Genomic DNA, 23,160 nt, shown 5'->3' on the forward strand with positions numbered 1-23,160 from the left:
GCTGGAAAAATGGCCCATACTGGCGCGCATAGTCGCGGCCCATGCCTGATCCCGACGGCGCTTGAAGTATAGAAAGGGAGGGGGTTGAAGACCTCGTAACAGTGTAAATTTAAGAGAATGTCAAAAATTTTCTTCAAAGATGGAAAATTATTCGATTTGGCAGTAAATCTATCCAATGAACCTCAGTCTATATGTAAGTCTTGATCTGGGAAACCCAATGGTTTGTTGGGAGGTCGCTATAGGCCGTTTACGATCGGTATGTGATAAGCCAAAGAGTGAAGGATGTATCTCTCTATGGCAGTATAGCCTTTTAAAGCGATATGCTGAAAAAGGTTTGCACAGTAGGTTTATCGATGAGCTGAGACTTGAGGAGGTAAGGTTGAATCATTACTCAAATCAAGTTTCAAGGATGAGTGGTTTGTTCTTTTTTGAGGATGAAGAAACCTCAGGAGTGGCGGTCAATCGTTGGAAATTAAGCAATAATAATAGAGTTACGGAGGGCGTAAATATCTCGGCTAGTAAAATATCTAAATTGGACTCTGAATGGATAACTCAGTGCTTAGGTAATGAAAGTGGTTCAGATTGGATGCATTCTTATTGGCGGGGCGAAGTTTACGGAATTAAACCTTTAACTGAGATTTTGGTTTCTGGAATAGGCGTGATAGAATCAGGAACAATAAGAGAAAAGGCATATCGTTGGTTTTATAATAAAGAACCGAGTATAACGTCGTTGTTAAGTGCCTCAATGATTTGTTTTTATTATGGTGTAGAAGATGCGGGCGAATGTGCGCCGATGATATTTCGAAATGAAAATGGCATTAAAGGATCATTCGTAATAAAGACGAAATCAATATTAAATGCTGATGTCCCCTCGCTTCGAGAAAGGTTCAAATCTGAAGGATTTTCAGTGCCGATTCATCCTTTGGGGGATGTTATGAAAATGCCTGACATGGGAGGATTTGACATTCGATTTGAAGACTCCGAAATAATAAATATTTTTGAAAATATTCATAAATAGTTTGTATATTACATACGTATTTTGTTCGAATATTTTATGAAATTAGATATTATACTTGTTAAGCGGGTTTGGGGCAACTGGCACGAAGGCCTTCTTCTTGAAAGCCCCTCCGCCTCGACGCGCTTCGCTTGCGCGGCACCTCCCCCGCTTTCGCAGGGGAGGAGGGCGTAGGGATCACTCCGCCGGTTCGGCCGGAATATAGACCTCAGAGCCCATATCCTTGAACTTCTGCGACATTTCCGCCATCCCGGTCGCGGCTTCGAGGTCCGCCTTTTCGTTGTCGGTCATATTGGCAGCGTAGTCGCGGACCTCCTGTGTGATCTTCATCGAGCAGAATTTCGGCCCGCACATCGAGCAGAAGTGCGCCGTCTTGTGCGCCTCTTTCGGCAAGGTCTCGTCGTGGAAGGCGCGGGCCGTGTCCGGGTCGAGGCCGAGGTTGAACTGATCCTCCCAGCGGAAGTCGAAACGGGCGCGGGAAAGCGCATCGTCCCACGCCCGCGCGGCCGGGTGGCCCTTGGCGAGGTCGGCGGCGTGGGCGGCGATCTTATAGGTGATCACGCCGGTCTTCACATCGTTGCGGTCGGGCAGGCCGAGGTGTTCCTTGGGCGTGACGTAGCAGAGCATGGCGGTGCCGAACCAGCCGATCATGGCCGCCCCGATGCCCGACGTGATATGATCGTAGCCCGGCGCGATGTCGGTGGTTAGCGGCCCAAGCGTATAGAAGGGGGCTTCGCCGCAGGTGGCGAGTTGCTTGTCCATATTGGCCTTGATCTTGTGCATCGGCACGTGGCCGGGGCCTTCGATCATCACCTGACAGCCCTTGGCCCAGGCGACCTTGGTCAGTTCGCCCAGCGTCTCCAGTTCGGCGAACTGCGCGCGGTCGTTGGCGTCGGCGATCGAGCCGGGGCGCAGGCCGTCACCCAGCGAGAAGGTGACATCGTACGCGCGCATGATGTCGCAGATTTCCTCGAAATGGGTGTAGAGGAAGTTCTCCTTATGGTGCGCCAGGCACCACTTGGCCATGATCGAGCCGCCGCGCGAGACGATGCCGGTGACGCGATTGGCGGTCAGGTGAACATAGGCGAGGCGCACGCCGGCGTGGATGGTGAAATAGTCGACGCCCTGCTGCGCCTGCTCGATCAGGGTGTCGCGATAGACTTCCCAGGTCAGGTCTTCGGCGACGCCGTTGACCTTTTCCAGCGCCTGATAGATGGGCACGGTGCCGATGGGGTTCGGCGAATTGCGCAGGATCCATTCGCGGATATTGTGGATGTTGCGGCCGGTCGACAGGTCCATGACGTTGTCTGCGCCCCAGCGGATCGCCCACACCATCTTGTCGACCTCTTCTTCCATCGAGGAGGTGACGGCGGAATTACCGATATTGGCGTTGATCTTCACCAGGAAGTTGCGGCCGATGATCATCGGCTCGACTTCGGCGTGGTTGATATTGGCCGGGATGACAGCTCTTCCTCTGGCGACCTCATCGCGGACGAATTCCGGCGTGATGAAATCGGGGATTTCCGCCCCGAAGTCTTCGCCGTCGCGGATGACTTCGGCTTCCTGCTTGCGGCGGATGTTCTCGCGAATGGCGATATATTCCATCTCGGCGGTGATGATGCCGGCGCGGGCGTATTCAAGCTGCGTCACCGGACGCCCGGCCTTGCCGCGCATGACCTTGGGCAGGTTAGGGAATTCGGGCGCCAGAGCGGCGGCGGAGACATTGCCGTTGTCTTCGGGCTTTACGACGCGGCCTTCGATGAATTCGACGTCGCCACGATCCAGCACGAACTTTTCGCGCACGCGCGGCAGGCCCTTGTCGATCTGAGGGACGAAGCCGGCTTCGGTATAGGGGCCGGTGGAGTCGTAGAGGCTGACCGGCGGCTCGTTGGCTTCGGGTTGCAGCGCGACTTCGCGGAACGGTACGCGCAGATCGGGGAAGAGCACGCCCGGTTCGTAAACCTTGGTCGAGCCGGGGAACGGCGAGGCCTCGACCCTGATGGGCTTCAGCTCTTTGATGGGCTTGTTCATTGGATAATCCCTTTCTGAGCCTGTGGTGTGCAGGCGTGTCAATAAAGGGATCATGCGCGTCAGGTGTCTGGCCAAATGGCGGGTTATCAGCGGAACGCGGACGCCAAAGGCTTACTCACTCCCTTCGCCGGCATGACCCGGATCAGGTTCGGCGGTTTTAGGGCGCGGCTCTTTCTTGTGAGGGAAAGAATGGGCACCCGGTCTCAGCCCGCACAAACCTGCGGACACTCCGGTGAACGAAGCCTGGAATTTAGAGGAAGGCGCGCAGGGGAGCAAGGGGAATGTCACATTGCTGAGGGTCTTACCCTCTTTACCCATTGGTAAACTTCCGGGCGCAAACTTATCCACAGAAGGGTCGTTCAGAACCCGGAGGAAGTCGCATGACCGGACGCGAAACTCTACGCACCGTGTCGGAGCAGGAACTGCACATGAAGGTCGGTGCCTATGATGAGTTGCGCCACCCGCATGGCTATGTCTATCCGAAAGAACGCCATCATTGGTACTGGTTCGCCGGGATAGGCGCGTCGGCAGTTGTGGTCGGAGCCGTCTTCTGGGGCTATGCGCTCTATGAACGCGGGGCGGCTCCGGTGTGTGCTTCAAGCCTTGTCGATCGATCCGTCGCGCCGGGCGGCAGTCTGATGGCCGAAATCAGGCAGGTGTCCTGCCTCGGTGGCGCGCCGGACCTTCGGCTTGTGGTGCATGAGGCGGGCGATAGTGCCGAAACGCCCGCCGTTTCGGCCTTTGAGGCCGGGACCGAGGTGCAGTTACGCTGGCTGTCCGACGGCGAACTGGCCGTCGCCAAGCAGGGCGGGCGGGTGTGGTTCTTCAAGACCCACTGGAAAAAGGTGCGCGTACATCTGGCGCAGTAGCGCTACTCGGTAAAAAAGTCTTTGAGAGGCTGACTTTCGAACGTCGGCAAGGGTCTGTTGCCGGGTTTAGGGTCATCGGCGTGCACAATCCAGCGCGTTGCCCTCAATGTCCAATCTGCGACGCCAACGCGCTCAGCCGTCGCGTCGAAGTGCCATACCCTGGGTTCACCTTCCTTATACGCCGGATAGTGTTCGCAGCTCACGCTCAGGCTGGTGGCGCTGATCCATTTGACCGGTCGGCACGAGGGTTGAAAGACAATAGCCTCTTCGCCCCCAAGCCAGTCCTTGATGGACAGTGTGGACGAACCGTTCATTTCGTCCATCTCCTCCGACCCGGTGGCGATGAAGCGTCCGTCGGGGGCGGCTTTGGCGTTATATCCCCACAGCGGGAAGTCCTTGCCCGCCTTGTCAATGACCACTTCGTTGCCGCCTTCGCCGTGCTCAAATTTCAGCAGTGCAAAGTCCGCCAGCGTGGTGGCCGGGCGATCCTGAAGGCGGATGGGGCCTATGAAGCGCCAGATTTCGCAGGTGTCGAATCCCCCACAATCTTTGGGATTGCTTTTGCGGCGGCCTATGACCTGCCCGTTATGGAACAGGGTCAGTTCGTCGCCCTTCTGCACCACCAGAGGTGCGGCCTTATCCAGTGCGGGCCCGGTGGTGCTGCACCCGGCCAGCAGCAAGGCGACCGATACACCCCCCAGCCATTTCTCAAAAGATCGCATCTTAACCTCCCCCAATGCACCCTCATTTTGGGAGCGACGTCAACAAAGTCAATTGCAAACGATATTACGAGGGCGGCTGAGTGATTTGGGTCTTCCTTTTGCGCCCGCGCACGCTACATCTTCCGGGTCAGTCACAGGAGGTCACCCATGTTCGGCAATGCGTCCGTTCCCACCACCCACCACCGTCAGGCCGGCGTCGCCGACGATATCGATTTCGAGATCAAGGGGCAGGAGCTGCAATTCGTCGAGATCGAGCTTGATCCGGGCGAAAGCGCCATCGCCGAAGCGGGGGGCATGGTGTGGAAGGACGCTTCGGTCGGCATGGCCACGGTGTTCGGCGACGGTTCGGGGCAACAGAAGGGCATCATGGGCGCGCTTCTGGGCGCGGGCAAGCGCCTGATCACCGGCGAAAGCCTGTTCACCACCGTCTTCACGCACAATGGCCACGGCAAGGCGCGGGTGGCGTTCTCGGCGCCGGTGCCGGGCTCGATCATCCCCCTCAAGCTGTCGGATGTCGGCGGGCGGCTGATCTGTCAGAAGGACTCCTTCCTGGCCGCCGCCAAGGGCGTGTCGCTGGGCATCGCGTTCCAGCGCAAGGTGATGACCGGCCTGTTCGGGGGCGAAGGTTTCATCATGCAGAAGCTGGAAGGCGACGGTTGGGTTTTCGTGCAGTTCGGCGGCGCGGTGATCGAGCGCACCCTGGCTCCCGGCGAGCAGCTTCACATCGACACGGGCTGCGTGGCGGCCTTTACCGACACGGTCGATTTCGATCTGGTGCAGGCCGGCGGCGTCAAGTCGATGATCTTCGGCGGCGAAGGCGTCTTCTTCGCGCAACTGACCGGGCCAGGCAAGGTGTGGATTCAGTCGCTGCCCTTCTCGCGTCTGGCTGGCCGGGTGCTGGCGGCGGCTCAGGGTGCAGGCCCGAACCGCGGCGAAGGTTCGGTGCTGGGCGGGCTAGGCGACCTGATCGGCGGTAATAACTAATCCTGTTGAGCCTCAGGCGTATCGCCGGGGGCTTTTTCAGAAGGCTTTTGGGGGCGCGTGGCGGGTACATAGAGACCGGTCACGCGGTCGATGATGAAGCCTGTCTCGTTGATGCGTCCGCCGTAGGCCGCGCAGGGATCGGTGGCCGTCGTGTATTTGCGTTGCGCCGGCAAGGGCTCAGGCGACATGACGCGCGCGGCGTCGTCTCCGAAGGGTTCGGCGAATTGCAGCGCGTCGCCCAGACGCGACAGGGACGGCGAGTCCGTGCCCAGCGCCTGCGCCTGACGCGCCCAGACGATGGCGGCGACCTGACGCTCCTTCACCTTCATCTCGGCCTCGGCCCCCAGACCGCCCAGCGTACCGGGCAGGCGCACGCCTAGCGGCCCCGGAATGAAGAAGTTGGCCACCGCCGCCGCCCCTGAGCCTGCCGTGCCGGTCGGCTCGAACCAGATGACCGCTGAATGGACCTCGGCATCGCTCTGCGCCGGGTCGCCGACCATCTCGTAGCGTTCGGCCAGTTCAAAACACAGTTGCGCCTCGACCTCAGTCAGCACGAGGGTTTTTTCGTTGTCTTTCAGGATGTAACGCGTCGTTTCGCCGGTCGCCAGCCGCGTGGGGTGCAGATAGACGCGTTTGACCTGGTTGAGCGCCGTTGTGTCGCGGTATTCGCGGGTGGTGGTGCGGCCCGCTTGCCGGGTTTGAGCTGGTCGGTCGAGGACAGGCTCGACACGTCGCTGGTGGGCGCGCCCGCGCAGGCCGTCAGGCTGAGAGCAGTAGCAAGGAGGGCGAGGGCGCGCAGCATGTCAGGTTCCTTTATGTGATGGCAAAGATACGAGCAGGTATCGCTGCCGGATTGCAATGGGGAAATGCACAGGGGAGATAGATGGCCATAGGGTGTGCGATTGCGTCGATGCCGTCCTCATGCCATGAAGCCCGGATGGAACTGGAAAATCGTACGGCCACGCCGCTTAACTTTATCGTCCTGCTGGCTGTGTTCGGGGCGGCAGGGCTGGTGCTCTGGATGCGTCCCGAAGTGGCGGGCATCGCCACCTTCGGCTTTGCGCTGGTGGGCTGGATCGTCGGCCTGTGCCTGCATGAGTTCGGTCATGCGGCCTCGGCGGCGGCGTTCGGTGATTATTCGGTCAGGCAGCGCGGTTATCTGACGCTCGACCCGGTCGTCTATATCAACGGGCCGAACAGCATCGTCCTGCCTGTGCTGATCCTCGTGCTGGGGGGCATCGCCTTGCCGGGGGCGGCGGTGATGATGCGCCCCGACCTGATCCGTCACCGCTGGCAGTCGTCGCTGATCTCGCTGGCCGGACCGATTATGAGCCTCGTCTTCGCATTGATGACCTATACGGCCGGTCAGATGGCGATAAGCAATGGCGCGCCGGAGGTGTTTGCTCAGGCCCTGACCCTGCTGGCCTTCTTCAACCTGATGGCGTTCGTGCTCAACCTGCTGCCCGTTCCGGGCTTCGACGGCTTCGGCGTCATCACGCCATTATTGCCGCAGCCTCTGCGCGGTATGGCCGAGCAGTTAGAGCGGATGCCGTGGATCAGTCTGCTGGCGTTGGTGGTCATCTTCTTCTTCGGCTTCCCATACATCTTTGCCCTGCTGCGTATCGTGGCCGGCGTGCTCGGGTTGGACCTGAGCGGAGCGCAACCGGCTCTGGAGCGGTTCCGTTTCTGGGGTTAAAACTCAAAAAGATCGGCATCCGGATCCCTGCGCCCGGTCAGTTCGGCGGCCAGCAACTCCGCCGCCAGCCGCGAGAAGGTGATGCCGTTGCCGCCATAGGCGAGGATGGCGTAGAGATTGGCCTTGCCCGGCACGGCGCCTATGGTCGGCAGGCCGGTCACCGACGCGCCGAACGACCCGCACCAGGCGCGGTCGGCGCGCGGATCGACGTGCGGGAACAGCTTTTTCAGCTTCTCCTCCAGCCGCCTGGTCTTCTGCGGCAAAAGCGCGTCGCGGCTGTCTTCGTCGGAAAACTCTTCGTCCTCTCCACCGCAGATGATGCGCCCGTCCGGTGTGGCGCGCACGTAAAGGTAGGGATCGGCGGCCTCCCAGATCATGGCGCGGTCCGGCCATAGCTTGTCCGGCTGCGGTTTGGTTGCCAGCGCCCAGGTCGAATGCAGGCTGTGCTTGCGGCCGCGGATGGCGGCGGGGGTCTCGTAACCGGTGGCGTAGATGGCGTGGCGGGCGCGTACGGTTGGCCCTTGCGCCGTTAGAATCTCCACGCCGTCGCGGTGCGTTTCGATATCCGCGACATCGACCTGGGACAGGATTTCCGCGTCGCGCGCCATAGCCGCACGCAGGAAGCCGCCGGCCATACGCAGCGGGTTGGCGGTGAGATTGCCGACACTGAGGAGCGCTGCCTCACGGTCGATGCCGTAGCGGTCCCGCAATTCGCCGCGGGTCAGATAGTCGGCGGGTAGGCCAGCGGTGCGGCGGCGCTCGCCCTCCTGTTTCAATCCGCCGGCATCGAGGACATTGCCGCTGAGGTAGAGGGTCGGGCGCGGGCTTTGGCCGCATTTGATACCCAGCAGGGCCATGCGCGCGCTGAGGCTGTCGAGCGCCAGCTTCGACCGCCGCCACGCCCGGATGGCCTTGTCCGCCCCGATCTGCTGCGACAGCCGACCGAGCGGCTGATCGATTTCGGATTGCAGCAGGGCGGTCGAGGCCGCTGTCGAGCCCATCAGCGGGCGCCGCCGATCGAGCAGTAATACCCTGAAGCCTTCGGCGCTGAGCGCTTCGGCGGCCATGGCGCCGGTGACGCCGGCGCCGATGATGGCGATGTCGCAGGTGCGGTCGCGCGTCAGGGCGCGGGTGGGCAGGCGGGGGCGGGGATAGGCCAGCCAGACGGGCTCGCCGGTGCGCAGATCTCTGTGGGGTGTCATGCGCCGATCCTGAGGCCGGAGGGCATCAGGGATCGATAGGGCTTCTAGCCTTCCTGAACAATGACACCATACCAGCCGAGGCCTTCATAGGTCTCGTAACCGGGCGTGCGGTGGAAGGCCACCAGTCGGTCGGCGCGGTCGGTGTAGTGGCCGAAGGCGCGGCCTTTTGTATCCAGCGGGACGCGTTCGCTCAGGGTGCCGCGTCCGTCGGAGGACGCAATAATCAGGCCCTGCGCGTCGGTGAGCAGGACGCGGGTGCGCTTCTTTTCCTCGTCGGACAGGCGCACGCCCTTGACGATGGTTTCGGCCTGAGGCTGCCAGTCGAAATGCACCCCCAGGACGCCGATGAGTTCGCCGTCGGCCTGTCCGCCGACGCGCACACCGGTGGCGTAGGAGGCAACCTGCGCGCCCTTCAGCAGCGGTTCGGTGGTGATGTCGGCGACGGCGAAGTCGTTGCCGCTGTGCAGGCCCAGCGCCTTCTGGAACCAGTCGCGCGAGGCAACATTCTGACCGGTTGCGCCGAAGCGGTCCGGACGGCCATTGGCGATAACATTGCCGTTCAGATCGCACAGCCACAGGTCGATATAGACCGTATAGGCGTCGAGAATGACGCCCAGACGCGACGAGGCATAGGCGCAGCCGTCCTGTGTCGGATTGGAGGCGGCTTCCCACACGGCGGAATCGGTGGCCCACCAGCGCACGTCGCAGGTACGCTCATAGAGGTTGCGGTCGATCAGTTCGATGGCGTTGAGCGCCAGATCCGTCAGGCGCGCGCCCTGCGCCTGCAGCGCCATGTCGCGGGTCAGCTTTTCCAGCGCCTCGATCTCGCCGCCCAGTTCGGAAGCGAGCGACAGGGAGAGGCCCTCGACCTGGGTTGAGATATTGCGCACTTCGTCGGCGACGACGCCGAAGCCCGCCCCCATCTCACCGGCGCGGCGCGCTTCTATCAGGGCGTTGAGCGCGAGGATGCGCAGGGTGTTGGTCACCTGACGGATGTCGCGAACCTTGTGCCGCGTCAGGTCGCGCGCCCGCTCTGTGCGCGCGATGATGTCATTGACCGATACCTGTTCCCCGATGGTCGAGAGCGCGTCCACGAATCATCCCCTGCTACCGCTGTCAGGCGAAGAGGGAACAGGCGTTTGACGATGGTTGCAAGCCCAACCATCGCCGCAACGCACAATTTCCGTGTATACAATGTGGTTTTTGAGATTGAATAGGTGCTAAAGCCTGTCCCTGAGGGCGTACCAGCTCAGTCCGGCAATCATGGCGGGTGTGCGTAACCACTTACCACCCGGAAAGGGTGGGGTTTTCAGTTGCGATAACAGCGCGGCATCGCGATCATTGCCCATGACGGCGCGGGCCAGAAGGGTGCCGAAATAGGGGGCCAACACCACCCCCTGACCGCTGTAGCCGGCGCTGACCCAGACGTCCGGCGTGAGCAGGCGCACAAAAGGCGCGCGGCTGAGCGTGATGGCGAGCGTCCCCCCCCAGCCATGGGTGATCTCGATGGTTTCAAGCTGCGGATAGACCTTCAGCATGTTGCGGCGGACAAAGGCGCGGATGTCCTTGGGGAACCACGGCGTGTAGTTTTCGCCGCCGCCGAACAGCAGGCGATTGTCCGGCGTCTTGCGCCAGTAATTGACCACGAAGCGCGAGTCTGCCGCGGCAAAACCGTGCGGCAGGATGAGGTCATCAGGCAGGGGCGCGGTGGTCAGGATGAAGTTGTTGATCGGCAGCACATGCGCATCGACCTGCGCATCCAGCCCCGGCATATAGCCATTGCCGCAGATCAGCAGCTTGCGCGCCCGCAGGCGGCCGTTTTTCAGGTGTAGTGTCACGCCGTTGGCGGTGGTTTCGTAGCGCGTGACGCGGCTGCGTTCATAAAGCGTCGCACCGGCTGTCATCGCGGCTCGGGCCAGACCCAGAGCCAGCTTGAGCGGGTGCAGGTGGCCGCCGCCAGCGTCGAACAGGCCGCCGTGATAGACGTCGGTGCCGAGTTCGCCGGTAACTTCGGCCTTATCCATGAAGCGCAGCTTGTTATAGCCATAGCGCTGGGAGACGAAGTCAGCATAGGCGCGGTCCTCGTCGGCGAAACGCGGGCGGTGCCAGGCGTGGATCAGACCGTGACGCAACTCGCAGTCGATGCCGTGCGTGTCGATCAGGCCATGCAGGTGCGTCTTGGCGGTTTCGGCCATCTCCCACAGTTCGCGCGCCGCATCAGCCCCCAGTTGGCTTTCCAGGGTTTGCGGATCGACGCGCTGACCGGTGTGCAATTGCCCGCCATTGCGCCCGGACGCGCCAGAGCCGATTTCCGCCCCTTCGAGCAGGGTGACGGAGACGCCTTTGCGGGCTAGTTCGAGCGCCGCGCCTAAGCCCGTATAGCCCCCGCCGATAATCGCCACGTCGGTGTCGACCTCGCCCTGAAACGCGGGCAGGTTCAGCCGCCCGACCGTATCGGCGTACCAGGAGCCTTCGGGATGTCCGGTGTTGCGGGCGGTGGTCATTCGGTACTCCCCCTCTCCCCGTTTACGGGGAGAGGGTCGGGGTGAGGGGCATGACTAACGAGGCAACGCGCAAGGCGATAAGTCGGTTCGCCCCTCATCCGACGTTTCGCGCCACCTTCTCCCCGCATGCGGGGAGAAGGACAGTGGCTACACATTCAACAACAGGAACTCGCGTTCCCACGGGCTGATGGTGCGCATGAAGGTCTCGTACTCGTAATGCTTGACGCGGGCATAGGCGGTGACGAAGGCCGGGCTGAGGATGGCGTTCAGGGCTTCCGACCGTTCCAGCTTGATCACCGACTGGATCAGCGAATAGGGCAGTTCCGCCGACGGGTCGTTCGACACGTCGGTATCTACAGGAGCCGTGGGTTTCAGGCCTTCGACCATGCCCAGATAGCCGCAGGCCAGAACCGCCGCGATGGCCAGGTACGGATTGGCGTCCGACGAGGGCAGGCGGTTTTCCAGACGCCGGTTGTCGGCGTCGGACGGCGGCACGCGCAGGCCCGCCGTGCGATTATCGAAGCCCCAGTGCGTATTGACCGGTGCACCCGACCCCTTGGACAGGCGGCGGTAGGAGTTGACATAGGGGGCCAGCAACGACACGGCGGCGGGCATGTATTTCTGCTGACCGGCGATGAAGCTGAAGAACAGTTCGGTCGGCTCGCCCGTCTTGGGATCGGAAAAGAGATTGCGGCCGGTCCTGGGATCGACGATCGACTGGTGGATGTGCATGGCCGAGCCCGGCTCCAGCGCCATCGGCTTGGCCATGAAGGTGGCGTAGATGTCGTGCTCCAGCGCCGTTTCCTTGATTGTGCGCTTGAACATGAAGACCTGATCGGCCAGCTCCAGCGGATCGCCGTGGCGCAGGTTGATCTCCATCTGGGCCACGCCCGATTCGTGGATCAGGGTGTCGATCTCAAGCCCCTGCGCCTCCGAATATTCGTACATGTCCTCGAACAGGCCATCGAACTCGTTGACCGCCGAAATCGAATAGCCCTGACGGCCGGTTTCCGGACGGCCCGAGCGGCCCACAGGCGGTTTCAGCGCATAGTCGGGGTCGATATTCTTTTCGACGAGGTAGAATTCCAGTTCCGGCGCGATGACCGGGTTCCAGCCTTTTTCATGATAGAGGCTCATCACACGGCGCAGCACCTGGCGCGGGCTTTCCTCGACCGGACGGCCGTCGGGATGGAAGGCGTCATGGATGATCTGCGCCGTCGGGTCGGTCGCCCACGGCACAGCGGCCAGGGTGCGAAAATCCGGACGCAGGAAGATGTCGGTGTCGGACTGCACCGTGCCGACAATGCCTTCCAGATCGGGGAAGTCGCCGGTGATGGTCTGATAGAAGATCGACAGCGGCAGGTTCATGGTCTGGGCCGTCAGGAACTTGCGCACCGGCATGATCTTGCCGCGCGCTACCCCGGCGAGATCGGGGACCATGCACTCGATCTCCTCGATATTCTGCTCGGCCAGCCAGCCGGCGGCTTCGGAGACGTCAGCGGCCCCGCGCTTGGAAAAGCCGGTCTGCGGACGTTTGGACTTCGATTTCATGGTTCACACTTCAGGAATGGATTTTTGATCCGGCGCCGGGTTGGCTAGGGCGGATGATGACGCGGGTCGCGCGGGTTTGGCAACCCTGCATCTGGCCCGCCTCCGGCCTTATCTAAATTGTGATCACAATTTCCGGCGTTTGTCGAGCCACGGAGCCGGTTCTTCTGACCAAGGATGGCAATATGAACTTCGATATCCGCGACGGGTTTACCGGCCTGCCGATCTGGGTCGGCGTAACCGCCGTCGCCATGACCGCTTTCGCGGCAGCTTTCGGGGTCGCGTTTATGATCATGTTGTTCGCCAAATGGCGCTCCAAACGGCACCTGACGGCGCTCTATCGCTTCGACGTCAACCGCCTGAAAAAGCCGCTTTATACGGTGTGGCCGTTGCTGGCGGCGGCCATCGCGGTGCGGGTGGTCTGGCCCGACGTGGTGCATGTCGAAGCCTTCGGCACCGCGACCAAGTTCCTGACCATATTGCTTATCTACTGGCTGGCCCTGTGCGCCATCGAAATTGTAACGGCCAGTGTGTCGCGCCGTTACGACATCACGGTAAAGGACAATCTGAAGGCCCGTCGGGTCCATACGCAGATCACCCTGGTGCGGCGACTGGCGACCTTCCTGCTGGCCGTGCTGACCCTGGCGGCCACCTTCCTGCTGTTCGATGAACTGCGCGGTTTGGGCGTCAGTCTGCTGGCCTCGGCCGGTGTGGCCGGCATCGTCATCGGCTTCGCCGCGCAGAAGACGCTCGGCAACCTGCTGGCCGGCATTCAGATCGCGCTGACCCAGCCGATCCGGCTGGAGGACGCCGTGGTGGTCGAAGGCGAATGGGGCTGGATCGAGGAGATCACCCTGACCTATGTGGTGGTGCGCATCTGGGATCTGCGGCGGCTGGTCCTGCCGATTAGCTACTTCATCGAAAAGCCGTTCCAGAACTGGACGCGCACCTCGGCCAGCATCATCGGCACGGTGGAACTTTATGCCGACTACAGCCTGCCCGTCGAGCCGCTGCGGGCGCACCTGCTGGAACTGCTGGACAAGACCGACCTGTGGGACAAGCAGGTGCAGGTGGTGCAACTGACCGAAACCTATCCCGACGTGGTGAAGATCCGCATTCTGGTCAGCGCCGCCGATTCGCCCACCGCCTTCGACCTGCGTTGCTACGTGCGCGAAAACATGGTGGCCTTTATCACCGCCCGCTATCCGCAGTGCCTGCCCAAGACGCGGGCTCTGGTCGAAGAGGGTGGCGAAACGCGGCGCAAACCGCTAAAGCCCGGCATCAGCGATCCTGCCGACTCCGCCGCTGCCGTGACGAATGCTGTTTGAGATAACCGACCCCGACGATCCCCGCCTTGAGCTGTACCGCGATGTGAAGGACCGTGATCTGACCGGTCGTAGTGGTCTGTTTATGGCCGAGGGCAAGGTGGTGCTGGAACGGCTGTTTACCTCGCCCGTGGCCGATACGGTCAGCGTTCTGACCACACCGGAGAGGATGGGCGGTTTGGCGTCATTGCCCGATGTGCCGGTCTATGTGGCGCCGCAAAAGCTGATGGATCAGGTGGCCGGTTTTCCCATCCATCGCGGCTATCTGGCGCTGGGACGATACGCACCGCGCGAGACGCTGGAAGAGCGGGTGAGCGGCGCGAGAGTGCGCGTGCTGGCCCTGCACGGCATCGCCAACACCGACAATATGGGCGGGCTGATGCGCAATGCGGCGGCCTTCGGCGTCGATGCGGTGCTGCTCGATACAAGCTGCTGCGATCCCTTGTACCGTAAGGCCATCCGCGTCAGTGTCGGCGGCGTGCTGGAAGTGCCGCACTATCGCACCGACGATATGGTCGGGACATTGCAGCGGCTGGGACTGACGCCCTATGCGCTGAGCCCGTCCGGCGCGCAGACCCTGGAAAAGGTGGCGCCCGCCGCACGGTCCGCCGTGCTGATGGGCGCCGAAGGGCCGGGTCTTCCGCCGGAGGTCATGGCCGCCTGCCAGACCGTGCGCATCGACATGCACGGCGGTTTTGACAGCCTCAATGTGGCGACCACCAGCGGGATCGTGCTGTATCGTTTCAGCGCCTGACCATCGCCGGAAGTTGCGGATTGTCGCGTATGAGAGCCGCGGCTACGGCGCGAGGATCGTCGTACAGCCAGACCGAAGTGCCGGGACAGTCGAGACGTTGCGACGGCGCGCCGAAGCGCTTTTGGATCGCGGCCTGGTCGAGATCCTTCATGACGATGAAGTCGAACCGCGCCGGGCCGCCGTCGGCGTCGTGCAGATACCAGTAGGGGTCGTTACCCCAGACATAGGGGCGGCCATCGGGGCTGATCTGCTCGACGCGCAGGCGGAAATCGCTGGAGACGGCGATCGGGCGGGCCACCCAGAAGTCGGCCAGACCGCGCCGCAGATCGTGGGTTTGCGCCAGACGCGACAGGCAGGCCTCGGTCGGGTCGCGCCAGTTAAGGGCCGGGATGCCGCTGCCGTGGGCGGCGCTGCCGGCGGCGAGACCGCTCAGGGCGGAAGCCAGTACAATCCCCTGACCCATGCGCTGCAGGCCATACAGGGCCGCGCCCGACAGGAAGATCAACGGCCACATGAACATCGGCAGCAGATAGCGCGATGCGCCCTGACCGCCGTAGTAGAGGACGAAAAACATGACCGGCAGGCCCATGGCCGCAGCGATATAGATCATCTGCCGCCGCCGCTCGCCCTGTGTGCGGATCGCGGCGGCAATGACGCCGATGAGCACGATCAGACCCCCCAGATAGTAGAGATTGAACGGCACAGGCGCGAGCAGATCGGTGCGCAGCAAGGTCAGAGCCTCCGAGACGGAGGTCAGGGTCAGGCCCGGTGCGCCTTGCGAAAAGAAGAAGGTCGAGGCCCAGACGCCGCACAGGCCCATGATCATCAGTCCGGCATAGTCTTTCTCGCGCCAGACCGAGGCCATGAAGGCGCGGGCGCTTGTGGCGTCGAGCCGCGTCAGCGCCGCCAGCCCCAGCGGCGCGACGGCATAGAGCAGGAACAGGGCGTCGGACAAGCTGGTCAGGCCGATAACGACGGCCAGTAGTCCGATCTGCGGCGTCAGGGGGCGATTGAGCCGATGGAACAACCACAGCGACACGGCCAGCGGGCCGGAGTGATTGACCGGCAGCAGCAGCGCGCCATAGGGGCCGTCCATGCCGGGAAGCTGCCCCAGAATGAAGGTCACACCGGTAAAGACCAGCGCGAAACCGAGCGCCGCGGTCGCTAAATTGCGGTCGGGCCATAAGGCCTGAATGGCGCGCGCTGCGGCGTAGGTCAGGCCGGCAAAGGCGATCAGCGCATAGGCGAACAGGCTCATCCGCGCATCGCCGAACAGCAGGGCCAGCGGATGATAGACGGCCTGATCCGGGAAGAAGCTAAGGATGCGCGCCTGCTGGAAGCCGAAATAACCGCCGGACCGCGCCAGACTGTTTTCGTACAGGGCCACCGGGAGGAGAATATCGGAATTGTACAGGCTGTGGACCTGCGCGGCGTTGAGGACGACATAGGCCACCAGCCCGAACCCCAGACATAGAAGACCGAGGACGCGCATAAGCGTCCGCAGGTCAGGACGGGGCAGGGTGGGAAAACGGGCCATGCGGCACCTTCGCGGGCGCGGGATAAAAATGCACTCCGGAAAGATTTGCCGCACAATGGCGTGACGTGGCTTGATTAATGAAATTTGATATATTTAATGGCTTCCAAAATATACAGGGAGACGACAATGAAGACGATGCTGGCGATCGCTGTAGGGGCGTGGCTTGGACTGTGGGGTGCCGGGGCTCAGGCGCACGAGACGCTGAAGTTGGATGCCCCCAAGCCCGATCTTTTGGCCGCGCCGCCGATAGGGTGGAATTCGTGGAACAAATACGCCTGCAATATCAATGAAGACATCGTGCGCAAGCAGGCCGACGCCATGGCCGCTTCGGGGCTGAAAGATGCCGGTTATCAGTATATCGTCATCGATGATTGCTGGCAGAAAAGCCGTGACGCCGACGGCAATATTCAGGTCGATCTGGAACGCTTCCCGTCAGGTATGAAGGCGCTGATCGATTATGTGCACGCCAGGGGTTTGAAGTTCGGCCTCTATTCCGACGCCGGGGCCCTGACCTGCGGCGGGCGGCCGGGCAGCGCGGGGCATGAGTTTCAGGACGCCCGGCAATACGCGAAATGGGGCGTCGACTACCTGAAATACGACTGGTGCTATACCGGCACGCGCGACGCCGAAGCCGCCTATACGATCATGGCCAAGGCGCTCAGGGAATCGGGCCGCGATATCGTGCTGTCGATTTGCGAATGGGGCGACAATTATCCGCAACGCTGGGCCGCGCCGCTGGGCCACCTGTGGCGCACCACGGGCGATATCTACGACGCCTGGGAGGGCAAGAGGGGCTATTCGCTGGGCATGGTCAACATCCTCGACAAGCAGGTGGACCTGTGGCGCTATTCCGGTCCCAACCGCTGGAACGACCCCGACATGCTGGAGGTCGGCAATGGTGGCATGACGACGACCGAGTACGAGGCGCATTTCTCGCTGTGGGCCATGCTGGCTGCGCCGCTGATCGCGGGTAACGACCTGTCGAACATGGACGCCGAGACCTTGCGCATCCTGACCAACAAAGACGTTATCGCCGTCGATCAGGACCCGCTGGGGCAGCAGGCGAAGCGCATATGGAAAGAGGGCGATCTCGAAATCTGGGCCCGCCCGCTGAAAGGCGGCGATCAGGCCGTGGTGTTGTTCAACCGCGGTGCGGCCCCGGCGGAGATGAGCGTGAGTTGGGAACAACTCAACCTGCCGGCCGGACTGAGGGTGCAGGTGACGGACCTGTGGTCGAAGACCGTGACCAGGAACGTCAAGGCGCGCTTCGGCGCTACGGTCGCCGCGCATGGGGTTATCATGGTGCGTCTGCGTCCCCAGGTCTGAGGCGGACAACACCGAGAAGGCTGGGCCGTGGCGAGAGATCGTCACGGCCTTTTGTCTTCACGCATTCGTGGAAAAGCGTAGCTTGACTGACGTAAGGGCAGGGCGCGTAGCCTTGTCTCAAATGCAACGAAATGTTGCCGATAAAATAAACAGGGAAACGGACCATGCACGCAACGGCCATTGTCGGCTGGGGCCATACGCCGTTCGGACGGCTGGACCTGTCGCTTGAAGCGCTCATTCAGACAGTGGCGCGTGAGGCGCTGAGCGATGCTGGGATCGGTGGAGGCGAGGTCGATGCGGTGTTTCTGGGGCTGTATAATGCCGGTCTGACGCCCGATGGTTTTTGCGCCTCTATGGTTTTGGGGGCCGATGAAGGCCTGCGCTACAAACCGGCCACGCGGCTGGAAAACGCCTGTGCGTCGGGATCGGCGGCGCTCTATGCGGCGATGGACGCCATAGCTTCGGGCCGCATCGACACGGCGCTGGTGGTCGGGGCCGAGAAGATGACCGGTCTCGATGGGGCCGGGGTGACCAAGGCGCTCGGGGCGGCCAGCTATCAGGCCGAGGAAGCTGGTCTGTCGTTTCCGGATATCTTCGCCCGATTTGCCCGTGCCTATGCGGCAGAGTACGGTGATCCGACCCTAGCCATGGCGCATATCGCCGCCAAGAACCACGCGGCCGCCATGCACAATCCGCTGGCGCAATTGAAAAAACCGCTGTCGGTCGAATTTTGCGCCACGGTGTCGGACAAGAACCCGCTGATTTCCGATCCGTTGAAGATGACCGATTGTTCGCTGGTGTCGGACGGGGCCGCCGCGATTGTGCTTACTCGCGCCGACCGGGCCAAAGGTTTCCGGCGCGCCGTAGGGTTCCGCGCCGCTGTGCACGTCAACGATTTGCTGCCCCTGTCGGCCAAAAGCCTTACCGATTTCACCGGCCCGCGTCTGGCCTTCGAGCGCGCCTATGCGCAGGCGGGGGTTTCGGTGTCCGACATATCCTTCGCCGAGGTCCACGACTGTTTCACCATTGCTGAACTGCTGGTGGCCGAGGCCATGGGGCTGGCGGCAAAGGGGCAGGGGGTGGAGTTCGTCATTGCCGGCGGCACGGGGCGGCAGGGTCTGTGCCCGACCAACATGTCCGGTGGATTGAAGGCCAAGGGGCATCCGGTCGGGGCCACCGGCGTGTCCATGCACGTGATTGCCGCGCGGCAACTGACCGGTGAGGCCGGTGAGATGCAACTGCCTGATCCCAGGCTGGGGCTGGCCTTCAATATGGGCGGCGGCGCGGTGGCGAACTATGTGAGTATTCTTGAGCGTCTAAACTGATAACCCCCTCTCCCTTGAGGGAGAGGGCTGGGGTGAGGGGGGTGCCCTAAACTCTGAATTAATACCCCCTCACCCGGCGCAACGCGCCACCCTCTCCCTCAAGGGAGAGGGGAAAGATCAGAGGTTTGAATGACATCACCCGGTGCGAAATTTCGAGACGCGCTCAAAGCCGAACAACCGCTTCAGGTTATCGGCACGATCAATGCCAACCACGCGCTGCTGGCCAAACGGGCAGGTTATCGCGCCCTCTACCTCTCTGGTGGTGGCGTGGCGGCGGGGTCGCTGGGGATGCCCGACCTCGGCATCAGCGGGCTGGAGGACGTGCTGATCGACGTCAGGCGCATCACCGATGTCTGCGACCTGCCGCTGCTGGTCGATATCGACACCGGCTTCGGCCCCTCTGCCTTCAATATCGAGCGCACGGTCAAGGCCCTGATCAAGGCCGGGGCCGCCGCCTGCCACATCGAGGATCAGGTGGGCGCGAAGCGCTGCGGCCACCGGCCGGGCAAGGAAATCGTCTCCACGGATGAGATGGTTGATCGGGTGAAGGCGGCGGCCAACGCCAAGACCGACCCGGACTTTTTCCTGATCGCGCGCACCGACGCCATTGCCGTGGACGGGGTCGATGCCGCCATCGAGCGCGCCATCCGTTGCGTCGAGGCCGGGGCCGACGGCATATTTGCCGAGGCGGCTTACGACCTCGACACCTATCGCAAGTTTACCGCCGCGGTGAAGGCCCCGGTGCTGGCCAATATCACCGAGTTCGGCCAGACGCCGCTGTTCACGCGTGAGGAACTGGCCGCCGCCGGGGTGGCCATCCAGCTCTATCCGCTGTCGGCCTTCCGCGCCATGAACAAGGCGGCCGAAGCCGTCTACGAAGCCATCCGCCGTGACGGCCATCAGAAGAACGTGCTCGACCTGATGCAGACTCGCGACGAACTGTATCAGCGCATCGACTACTACGCCTACGAAGATCGCCTCGACGCGATGTTCAATAAAAACAAATGATAATCGGAGGAACGGCCATGAATGCAGTGACGGAACTGCCGAAAGGCGATGCAGCGACGGCCTTCAAACCCAAGAAGTCTGTCGCACTTTCGGGAATGTCGGCGGGTAATACCGCGCTATGCACGGTCGGGCGGACGGGCAACGATCTGGCCTATCGCGGCTATGATATTCTCGATCTGGCGAACGGTTGCGAGTTCGAGGAGGTGGCGTGGCTGCTGGTGCACGGCGCCCTGCCCAATGCTTCGGAACTGGCGGCGTACAAGACCAAGCTGCGCGCCTTGCGCGGTCTGCCCGTCAGTCTGAAATCGGTACTGGAGAATATTCCGCCTTCGGCGCACCCGATGGATGTGATGCGCACCGGTGTATCGCTGCTGGGCTGTCTGGCACCGGAAAAGGACGACCACAATGCCCCTTCGGCGCGCGACATCGCCGATAAGCTGATGGCGTCTCTGGGGTCGATGCTGCTCTACTGGTATCACTACAGCCACAATGGCAAGCGCATCGAGGTCGAGACGGACGACGATTCCATCGGCGGGCATTTCCTGCATCTATTGCACGGTGAAAAACCCCGCGAAAGCTGGGTCAGGGCCATGCACATCTCGCTGATCCTCTATGCCGAGCATGAGTTCAATGCCTCGACCTTCGCCGGGCGGGTCATCGCCGGGACGGGCTCGGACATGTATTCGTGTATCGCCGGGGCCATCGGCGCGCTGCGCGGACCCAAGCACGGCGGGGCCAACGAGGTCGCCTTCGAAATCCAGAAGCGCTACGCCACGCCGGATGAGGCGGAGGCCGACATCCGCGCCCGCGTCGAGCGCAAGGAGGTCGTGATCGGTTTCGGCCACCCGGTCTATACGGTGTCCGACCCCCGCAATGCCGTGATCAAGCGCGTTGCCTGCGATCTGAGCACCGAGCAGAACTCTCTGAAGATGTACGCCATTGCCGAGCGGCTGGAGCGCGTCATGTGGGAGGTCAAAAAGATGTTCCCCAATCTCGACTGGTTCTCCGCGGTTTCCTATCACCGCATGGGTGTGCCGACGGCGATGTTCACGCCGCTGTTCGCCATTGCGCGCACCGCCGGCTGGTCGGCGCACGTCATCGAACAGCGCATCGACGGCAAGATCATCCGGCCCAGTGCGAACTATACCGGCCCGGAGGATCGGGCCTTCGTGAAGATCGAAGAACGCATCTGATCCCTTCTCCCTTGAGGGAGAAGGTGCCGCGAAGCGGCGGATGAGAGGGAGCCGTGCCCTCCGACCTTCCCCCTCACCCCAGCCCTCTCCCTCAAGGGAGAGGGGGCAAGAGGTAAACATGTCCACCCATATTCCCAACATCCGTCCCGAACCCGACAGCGTCTTCGCCGATATCGCGGACTACGTGCTGAACTATAATATCCATTCCGATCTCGCCTATGAGACGGCGCGTAACTGCCTGATCGACACGCTGGGCTGCGGGATGGAGGCGCTCGACTATCCCGCCTGCACCAAGCTGCTGGGGCCCATTGTGCCGGGCACGCAGGTGCCCAATGGCGCGAAGGTGCCGGGGACGCAGTTTCAGCTCGACCCCATTCAGGCCGCCTTCAATATCGGGGCAATGATCCGCTGGCTCGACTTCAACGACACCTGGCTGGCGGCGGAGTGGGGGCATCCGTCGGACAATCTGGGCGGCATCCTCGCCGTCACCGACTGGATGTCGCGCAACCGCGTCGCCGCGGGGAAAAAACCACTGACCATGCGCGAAGTGCTGACCGCCATGATCAAGGCGCACGAGATTCAGGGCGTGCTGGCGCTCGACAACAGTTTCAATCGCGTCGGTCTCGATCACGTCATCCTCGTCAAGGTCGCCTCGACGGCGGTGGTGGCCGGGCTGTTGGGTTTGACGCGCGACGAAATCATCGACGCCGTGTCGCTGGCCTTTGTCGACGGGCAGAGCCTGCGCACCTATCGCCACGCCCCCAATACGGGCTCGCGCAAGTCGTGGGCGGCAGGCGACGCCACCAGCCGCGCCGTGCGTCTGGCCCTGATGGTGCAGAAGGGCGAGATGGGCTACCCCTCGGCCCTGACCGCACCGGTCTGGGGCTTTTACGACGTGTCGTTCAAAGGCCGGCCCTTCAGCTTCCAGCGCCCCTACGGCAGCTATGTGATGGAGCACGTGCTGTTCAAGATCAGCTATCCGGCGGAGTTCCATTCGCAGACGGCGGTCGAGGCGGCCATGCGCATTCATCAGGAACTCAAGTTACGCGGCCTGAGCGACGAACATATCGCCCGCATCGATGTGCGCACTCACGAAGCCTGCGTGCGCATTATCGACAAGACCGGTCCGCTGCATAATCCCGCCGACCGCGACCACTGCATCCAGTACATGATGGCGGTGCCGATCCTGTTCGGGCGGCTGACGGCGGCGGATTACGAGGACGAGGTGGCGCATGATGTGCGCATCGACGCCCTGCGCGACAAGATTTTCTGCGCCGAAGACCCGCAGTTCACCAAAGACTATCACGACCCGGACAAGCGTTCGATCGCCAATGCCGTAACCGTGACGCTGACCGACGGTACGGTGTGGGACGAGTTCGTTGTCGAATACCCTATCGGCCACAAGCGCCGTCGCGCCGAGGGCATACCCCTGCTGGAGTCCAAGTTCCGCACCAATCTCAATCGCCGCTTCCCGAAAAAACAGCAGCAGGCGATCCTCGAACTCAGCCTCGATCAGCAGGCGCTGGAGGCCATGCCGGTTCACGAGTATGTCGATATGTACGTGATCTGAGCGTGTAATTGCATTCTTACGTTGCCGATCGCATCCTGTCTCTCTTCACAGAAGGCAGGAACGTGATGTCAAAAAGCACTGAAAAGGCACATAAAAAGGGCTGGTTCGTTAGTTTCGCTCAGGGCGCGGCCGTAGCGACGGGCAGCGCCTGGGCCTTCGGGCTGGCGGTCGGGGTGGTGATCGTGTGGATCGTCACCGGTCCGCTGTTCAAGTTCTCGGATACCTGGCAACTGGTCATCAATACCGGCACGACCATCGTCACGTTTTTGATGGTGTTTCTGATTCAGAACACCCAGAATCGCGACGCCAAGATCATGCAGCTCAAGCTGGACGAACTGATCCGCGCGGCGACCAAGGCCCATACGGCCTATATCGACATGGAAAACATGAGCGAGAAGGAACTGGCCGCGCTGCAGAAGCACTATGAAGACCTGGCGAAGAAAGCGCGCGACGAGGGCGACCACAAGGCTGCCGAAGCGCATGACAAGGCCGGTTCCAAGGCGGCGAAGCTGCTTTCCTGATACAGAAAAGCGCCACCCTTTGGCGGGTGG

At 62.0% G+C, this 23,160-nt stretch carries 20 protein-coding genes and 1 riboswitch; of the genes, 12 read left to right on the forward strand and 8 right to left on the reverse strand.

Annotation, left to right across the window (positions count from 1 at the left end; translation table 11 throughout):
* Window positions 1–175: 175 nt before the first annotated feature.
* A complete protein-coding gene (locus LH365_RS04830; protein WP_226745049.1) occupies window positions 176–1,018 on the forward strand; it encodes a hypothetical protein in 843 nt (280 codons plus the stop codon).
* 174 nt (window positions 1,019–1,192) lie between these two features.
* Here the strand turns inward: LH365_RS04830 and thiC are convergent, their stop codons facing one another.
* Complete coding sequence (thiC, locus tag LH365_RS04835; protein ID WP_226745050.1) at window positions 1,193–3,046, reverse strand: phosphomethylpyrimidine synthase ThiC; 1,854 nt, start codon at window positions 3,044–3,046, stop codon at window positions 1,193–1,195.
* 102 nt (window positions 3,047–3,148) lie between these two features.
* Window positions 3,149–3,288: riboswitch (TPP riboswitch) on the reverse strand.
* A gap of 138 nt (window positions 3,289–3,426) precedes the next feature.
* On the opposite strand from thiC, the gene LH365_RS04840 reads away from it, so the two are divergent.
* Window positions 3,427–3,915, forward strand: a complete 489-nt coding sequence (locus tag LH365_RS04840; protein WP_226745051.1) for a hypothetical protein — start codon at window positions 3,427–3,429, stop codon at window positions 3,913–3,915.
* 2 nt (window positions 3,916–3,917) lie between these two features.
* Here LH365_RS04840 and LH365_RS04845 read toward each other — a convergent pair whose 3' ends face one another.
* Window positions 3,918–4,637: a hypothetical protein gene (locus tag LH365_RS04845; RefSeq protein WP_226745052.1), complete on the reverse strand. Its 720-nt coding sequence runs from the start codon at window positions 4,635–4,637 to the stop codon at window positions 3,918–3,920.
* Window positions 4,638–4,784: 147 nt separating this feature from the next.
* Here LH365_RS04845 and LH365_RS04850 point away from each other — a divergent pair, with 147 nt between their 5' ends.
* Window positions 4,785–5,621 (forward strand): TIGR00266 family protein, encoded by an 837-nt coding sequence (locus tag LH365_RS04850; protein WP_226745053.1) that lies wholly within the window; start codon window positions 4,785–4,787, stop codon window positions 5,619–5,621.
* On the opposite strand, the gene LH365_RS04855 is transcribed toward LH365_RS04850, so the two are convergent.
* Complete coding sequence (locus LH365_RS04855) at window positions 5,618–6,376, reverse strand: DUF3313 family protein (RefSeq protein WP_226745445.1); 759 nt, start codon at window positions 6,374–6,376, stop codon at window positions 5,618–5,620. The two genes, LH365_RS04850 and LH365_RS04855, sit on opposite strands and share 4 nt — an antisense overlap.
* A gap of 182 nt (window positions 6,377–6,558) precedes the next feature.
* Between LH365_RS04855 and LH365_RS04860 the strand changes: the two genes are divergently transcribed.
* Window positions 6,559–7,317 carry a site-2 protease family protein gene (locus LH365_RS04860; RefSeq protein ID WP_226745054.1) on the forward strand — a complete coding sequence of 253 codons (759 nt, stop codon included), beginning with the start codon at window positions 6,559–6,561 and terminating at the stop codon, window positions 7,315–7,317.
* On the opposite strand, the gene LH365_RS04865 is transcribed toward LH365_RS04860, so the two are convergent.
* The 4 genes from LH365_RS04865 to LH365_RS04880 form a co-directional block, all read right to left on the reverse strand.
* Complete coding sequence (locus LH365_RS04865; protein WP_226745055.1) at window positions 7,314–8,519, reverse strand: FAD-binding oxidoreductase; 1,206 nt, start codon at window positions 8,517–8,519, stop codon at window positions 7,314–7,316. The two genes, LH365_RS04860 and LH365_RS04865, sit on opposite strands and share 4 nt — an antisense overlap.
* A gap of 44 nt (window positions 8,520–8,563) precedes the next feature.
* Window positions 8,564–9,613 (reverse strand): methyl-accepting chemotaxis protein, encoded by a 1,050-nt coding sequence (locus LH365_RS18700; RefSeq protein WP_304502298.1) that lies wholly within the window; start codon window positions 9,611–9,613, stop codon window positions 8,564–8,566.
* Window positions 9,614–9,739: 126 nt separating this feature from the next.
* A complete protein-coding gene (locus LH365_RS04875) occupies window positions 9,740–11,023 on the reverse strand; it encodes an FAD-binding oxidoreductase (RefSeq protein WP_226745056.1) in 1,284 nt (427 codons plus the stop codon).
* Between the two features lie 147 nt (window positions 11,024–11,170).
* Window positions 11,171–12,574 (reverse strand): glutamine synthetase family protein, encoded by a 1,404-nt coding sequence (locus LH365_RS04880; protein WP_226745057.1) that lies wholly within the window; start codon window positions 12,572–12,574, stop codon window positions 11,171–11,173.
* 182 nt (window positions 12,575–12,756) lie between these two features.
* On the opposite strand from LH365_RS04880, the gene LH365_RS04885 reads away from it, so the two are divergent.
* Entirely contained in the window at window positions 12,757–13,899 is a 1,143-nt protein-coding gene (locus LH365_RS04885; protein ID WP_226745058.1) for a mechanosensitive ion channel family protein, read from the forward strand.
* Window positions 13,889–14,650, forward strand: a complete 762-nt coding sequence (locus LH365_RS04890; RefSeq protein WP_226745059.1) for an RNA methyltransferase — start codon at window positions 13,889–13,891, stop codon at window positions 14,648–14,650. Before LH365_RS04885 ends, LH365_RS04890 begins: the two co-directional genes overlap by 11 nt.
* Here LH365_RS04890 and LH365_RS04895 read toward each other — a convergent pair.
* Entirely contained in the window at window positions 14,640–16,187 is a 1,548-nt protein-coding gene (locus LH365_RS04895) for a hypothetical protein (protein WP_226745060.1), read from the reverse strand. The two genes, LH365_RS04890 and LH365_RS04895, sit on opposite strands and share 11 nt — an antisense overlap.
* A gap of 126 nt (window positions 16,188–16,313) precedes the next feature.
* On the opposite strand from LH365_RS04895, the gene LH365_RS04900 reads away from it, so the two are divergent.
* The 6 genes from LH365_RS04900 to LH365_RS04925 all read left to right on the forward strand — a co-directional run bounded on the left by LH365_RS04900 (window position 16,314) and on the right by LH365_RS04925 (window position 23,130).
* Window positions 16,314–17,513, forward strand: a complete 1,200-nt coding sequence (locus tag LH365_RS04900) for a glycoside hydrolase family 27 protein (protein WP_226745061.1) — start codon at window positions 16,314–16,316, stop codon at window positions 17,511–17,513.
* Window positions 17,514–17,677: 164 nt separating this feature from the next.
* Window positions 17,678–18,838 carry a thiolase domain-containing protein gene (locus LH365_RS04905; RefSeq protein ID WP_226745062.1) on the forward strand — a complete coding sequence of 387 codons (1,161 nt, stop codon included), beginning with the start codon at window positions 17,678–17,680 and terminating at the stop codon, window positions 18,836–18,838.
* 129 nt (window positions 18,839–18,967) lie between these two features.
* Window positions 18,968–19,846 (forward strand): methylisocitrate lyase, encoded by an 879-nt coding sequence (gene prpB, locus LH365_RS04910; protein WP_226745063.1) that lies wholly within the window; start codon window positions 18,968–18,970, stop codon window positions 19,844–19,846.
* Between the two features lie 17 nt (window positions 19,847–19,863).
* Entirely contained in the window at window positions 19,864–21,039 is a 1,176-nt protein-coding gene (prpC, locus tag LH365_RS04915; RefSeq protein ID WP_226745064.1) for a 2-methylcitrate synthase, read from the forward strand.
* Window positions 21,040–21,157: 118 nt separating this feature from the next.
* Entirely contained in the window at window positions 21,158–22,609 is a 1,452-nt protein-coding gene (locus LH365_RS04920; RefSeq protein WP_226745065.1) for a bifunctional 2-methylcitrate dehydratase/aconitate hydratase, read from the forward strand.
* Window positions 22,610–22,674: 65 nt separating this feature from the next.
* The gene (locus LH365_RS04925) at window positions 22,675–23,130 is read left to right on the forward strand and encodes a low affinity iron permease family protein (protein ID WP_226745066.1); all 456 of its coding nucleotides are present in this window, start codon (window positions 22,675–22,677) and stop codon (window positions 23,128–23,130) included.
* Window positions 23,131–23,160 lie beyond the last annotated feature (30 nt).

Origin of the sequence: Asticcacaulis sp. AND118, from assembly GCF_020535245.1 — a bacterium.
Lineage (GTDB): Bacteria > Pseudomonadota > Alphaproteobacteria > Caulobacterales > Caulobacteraceae > Asticcacaulis.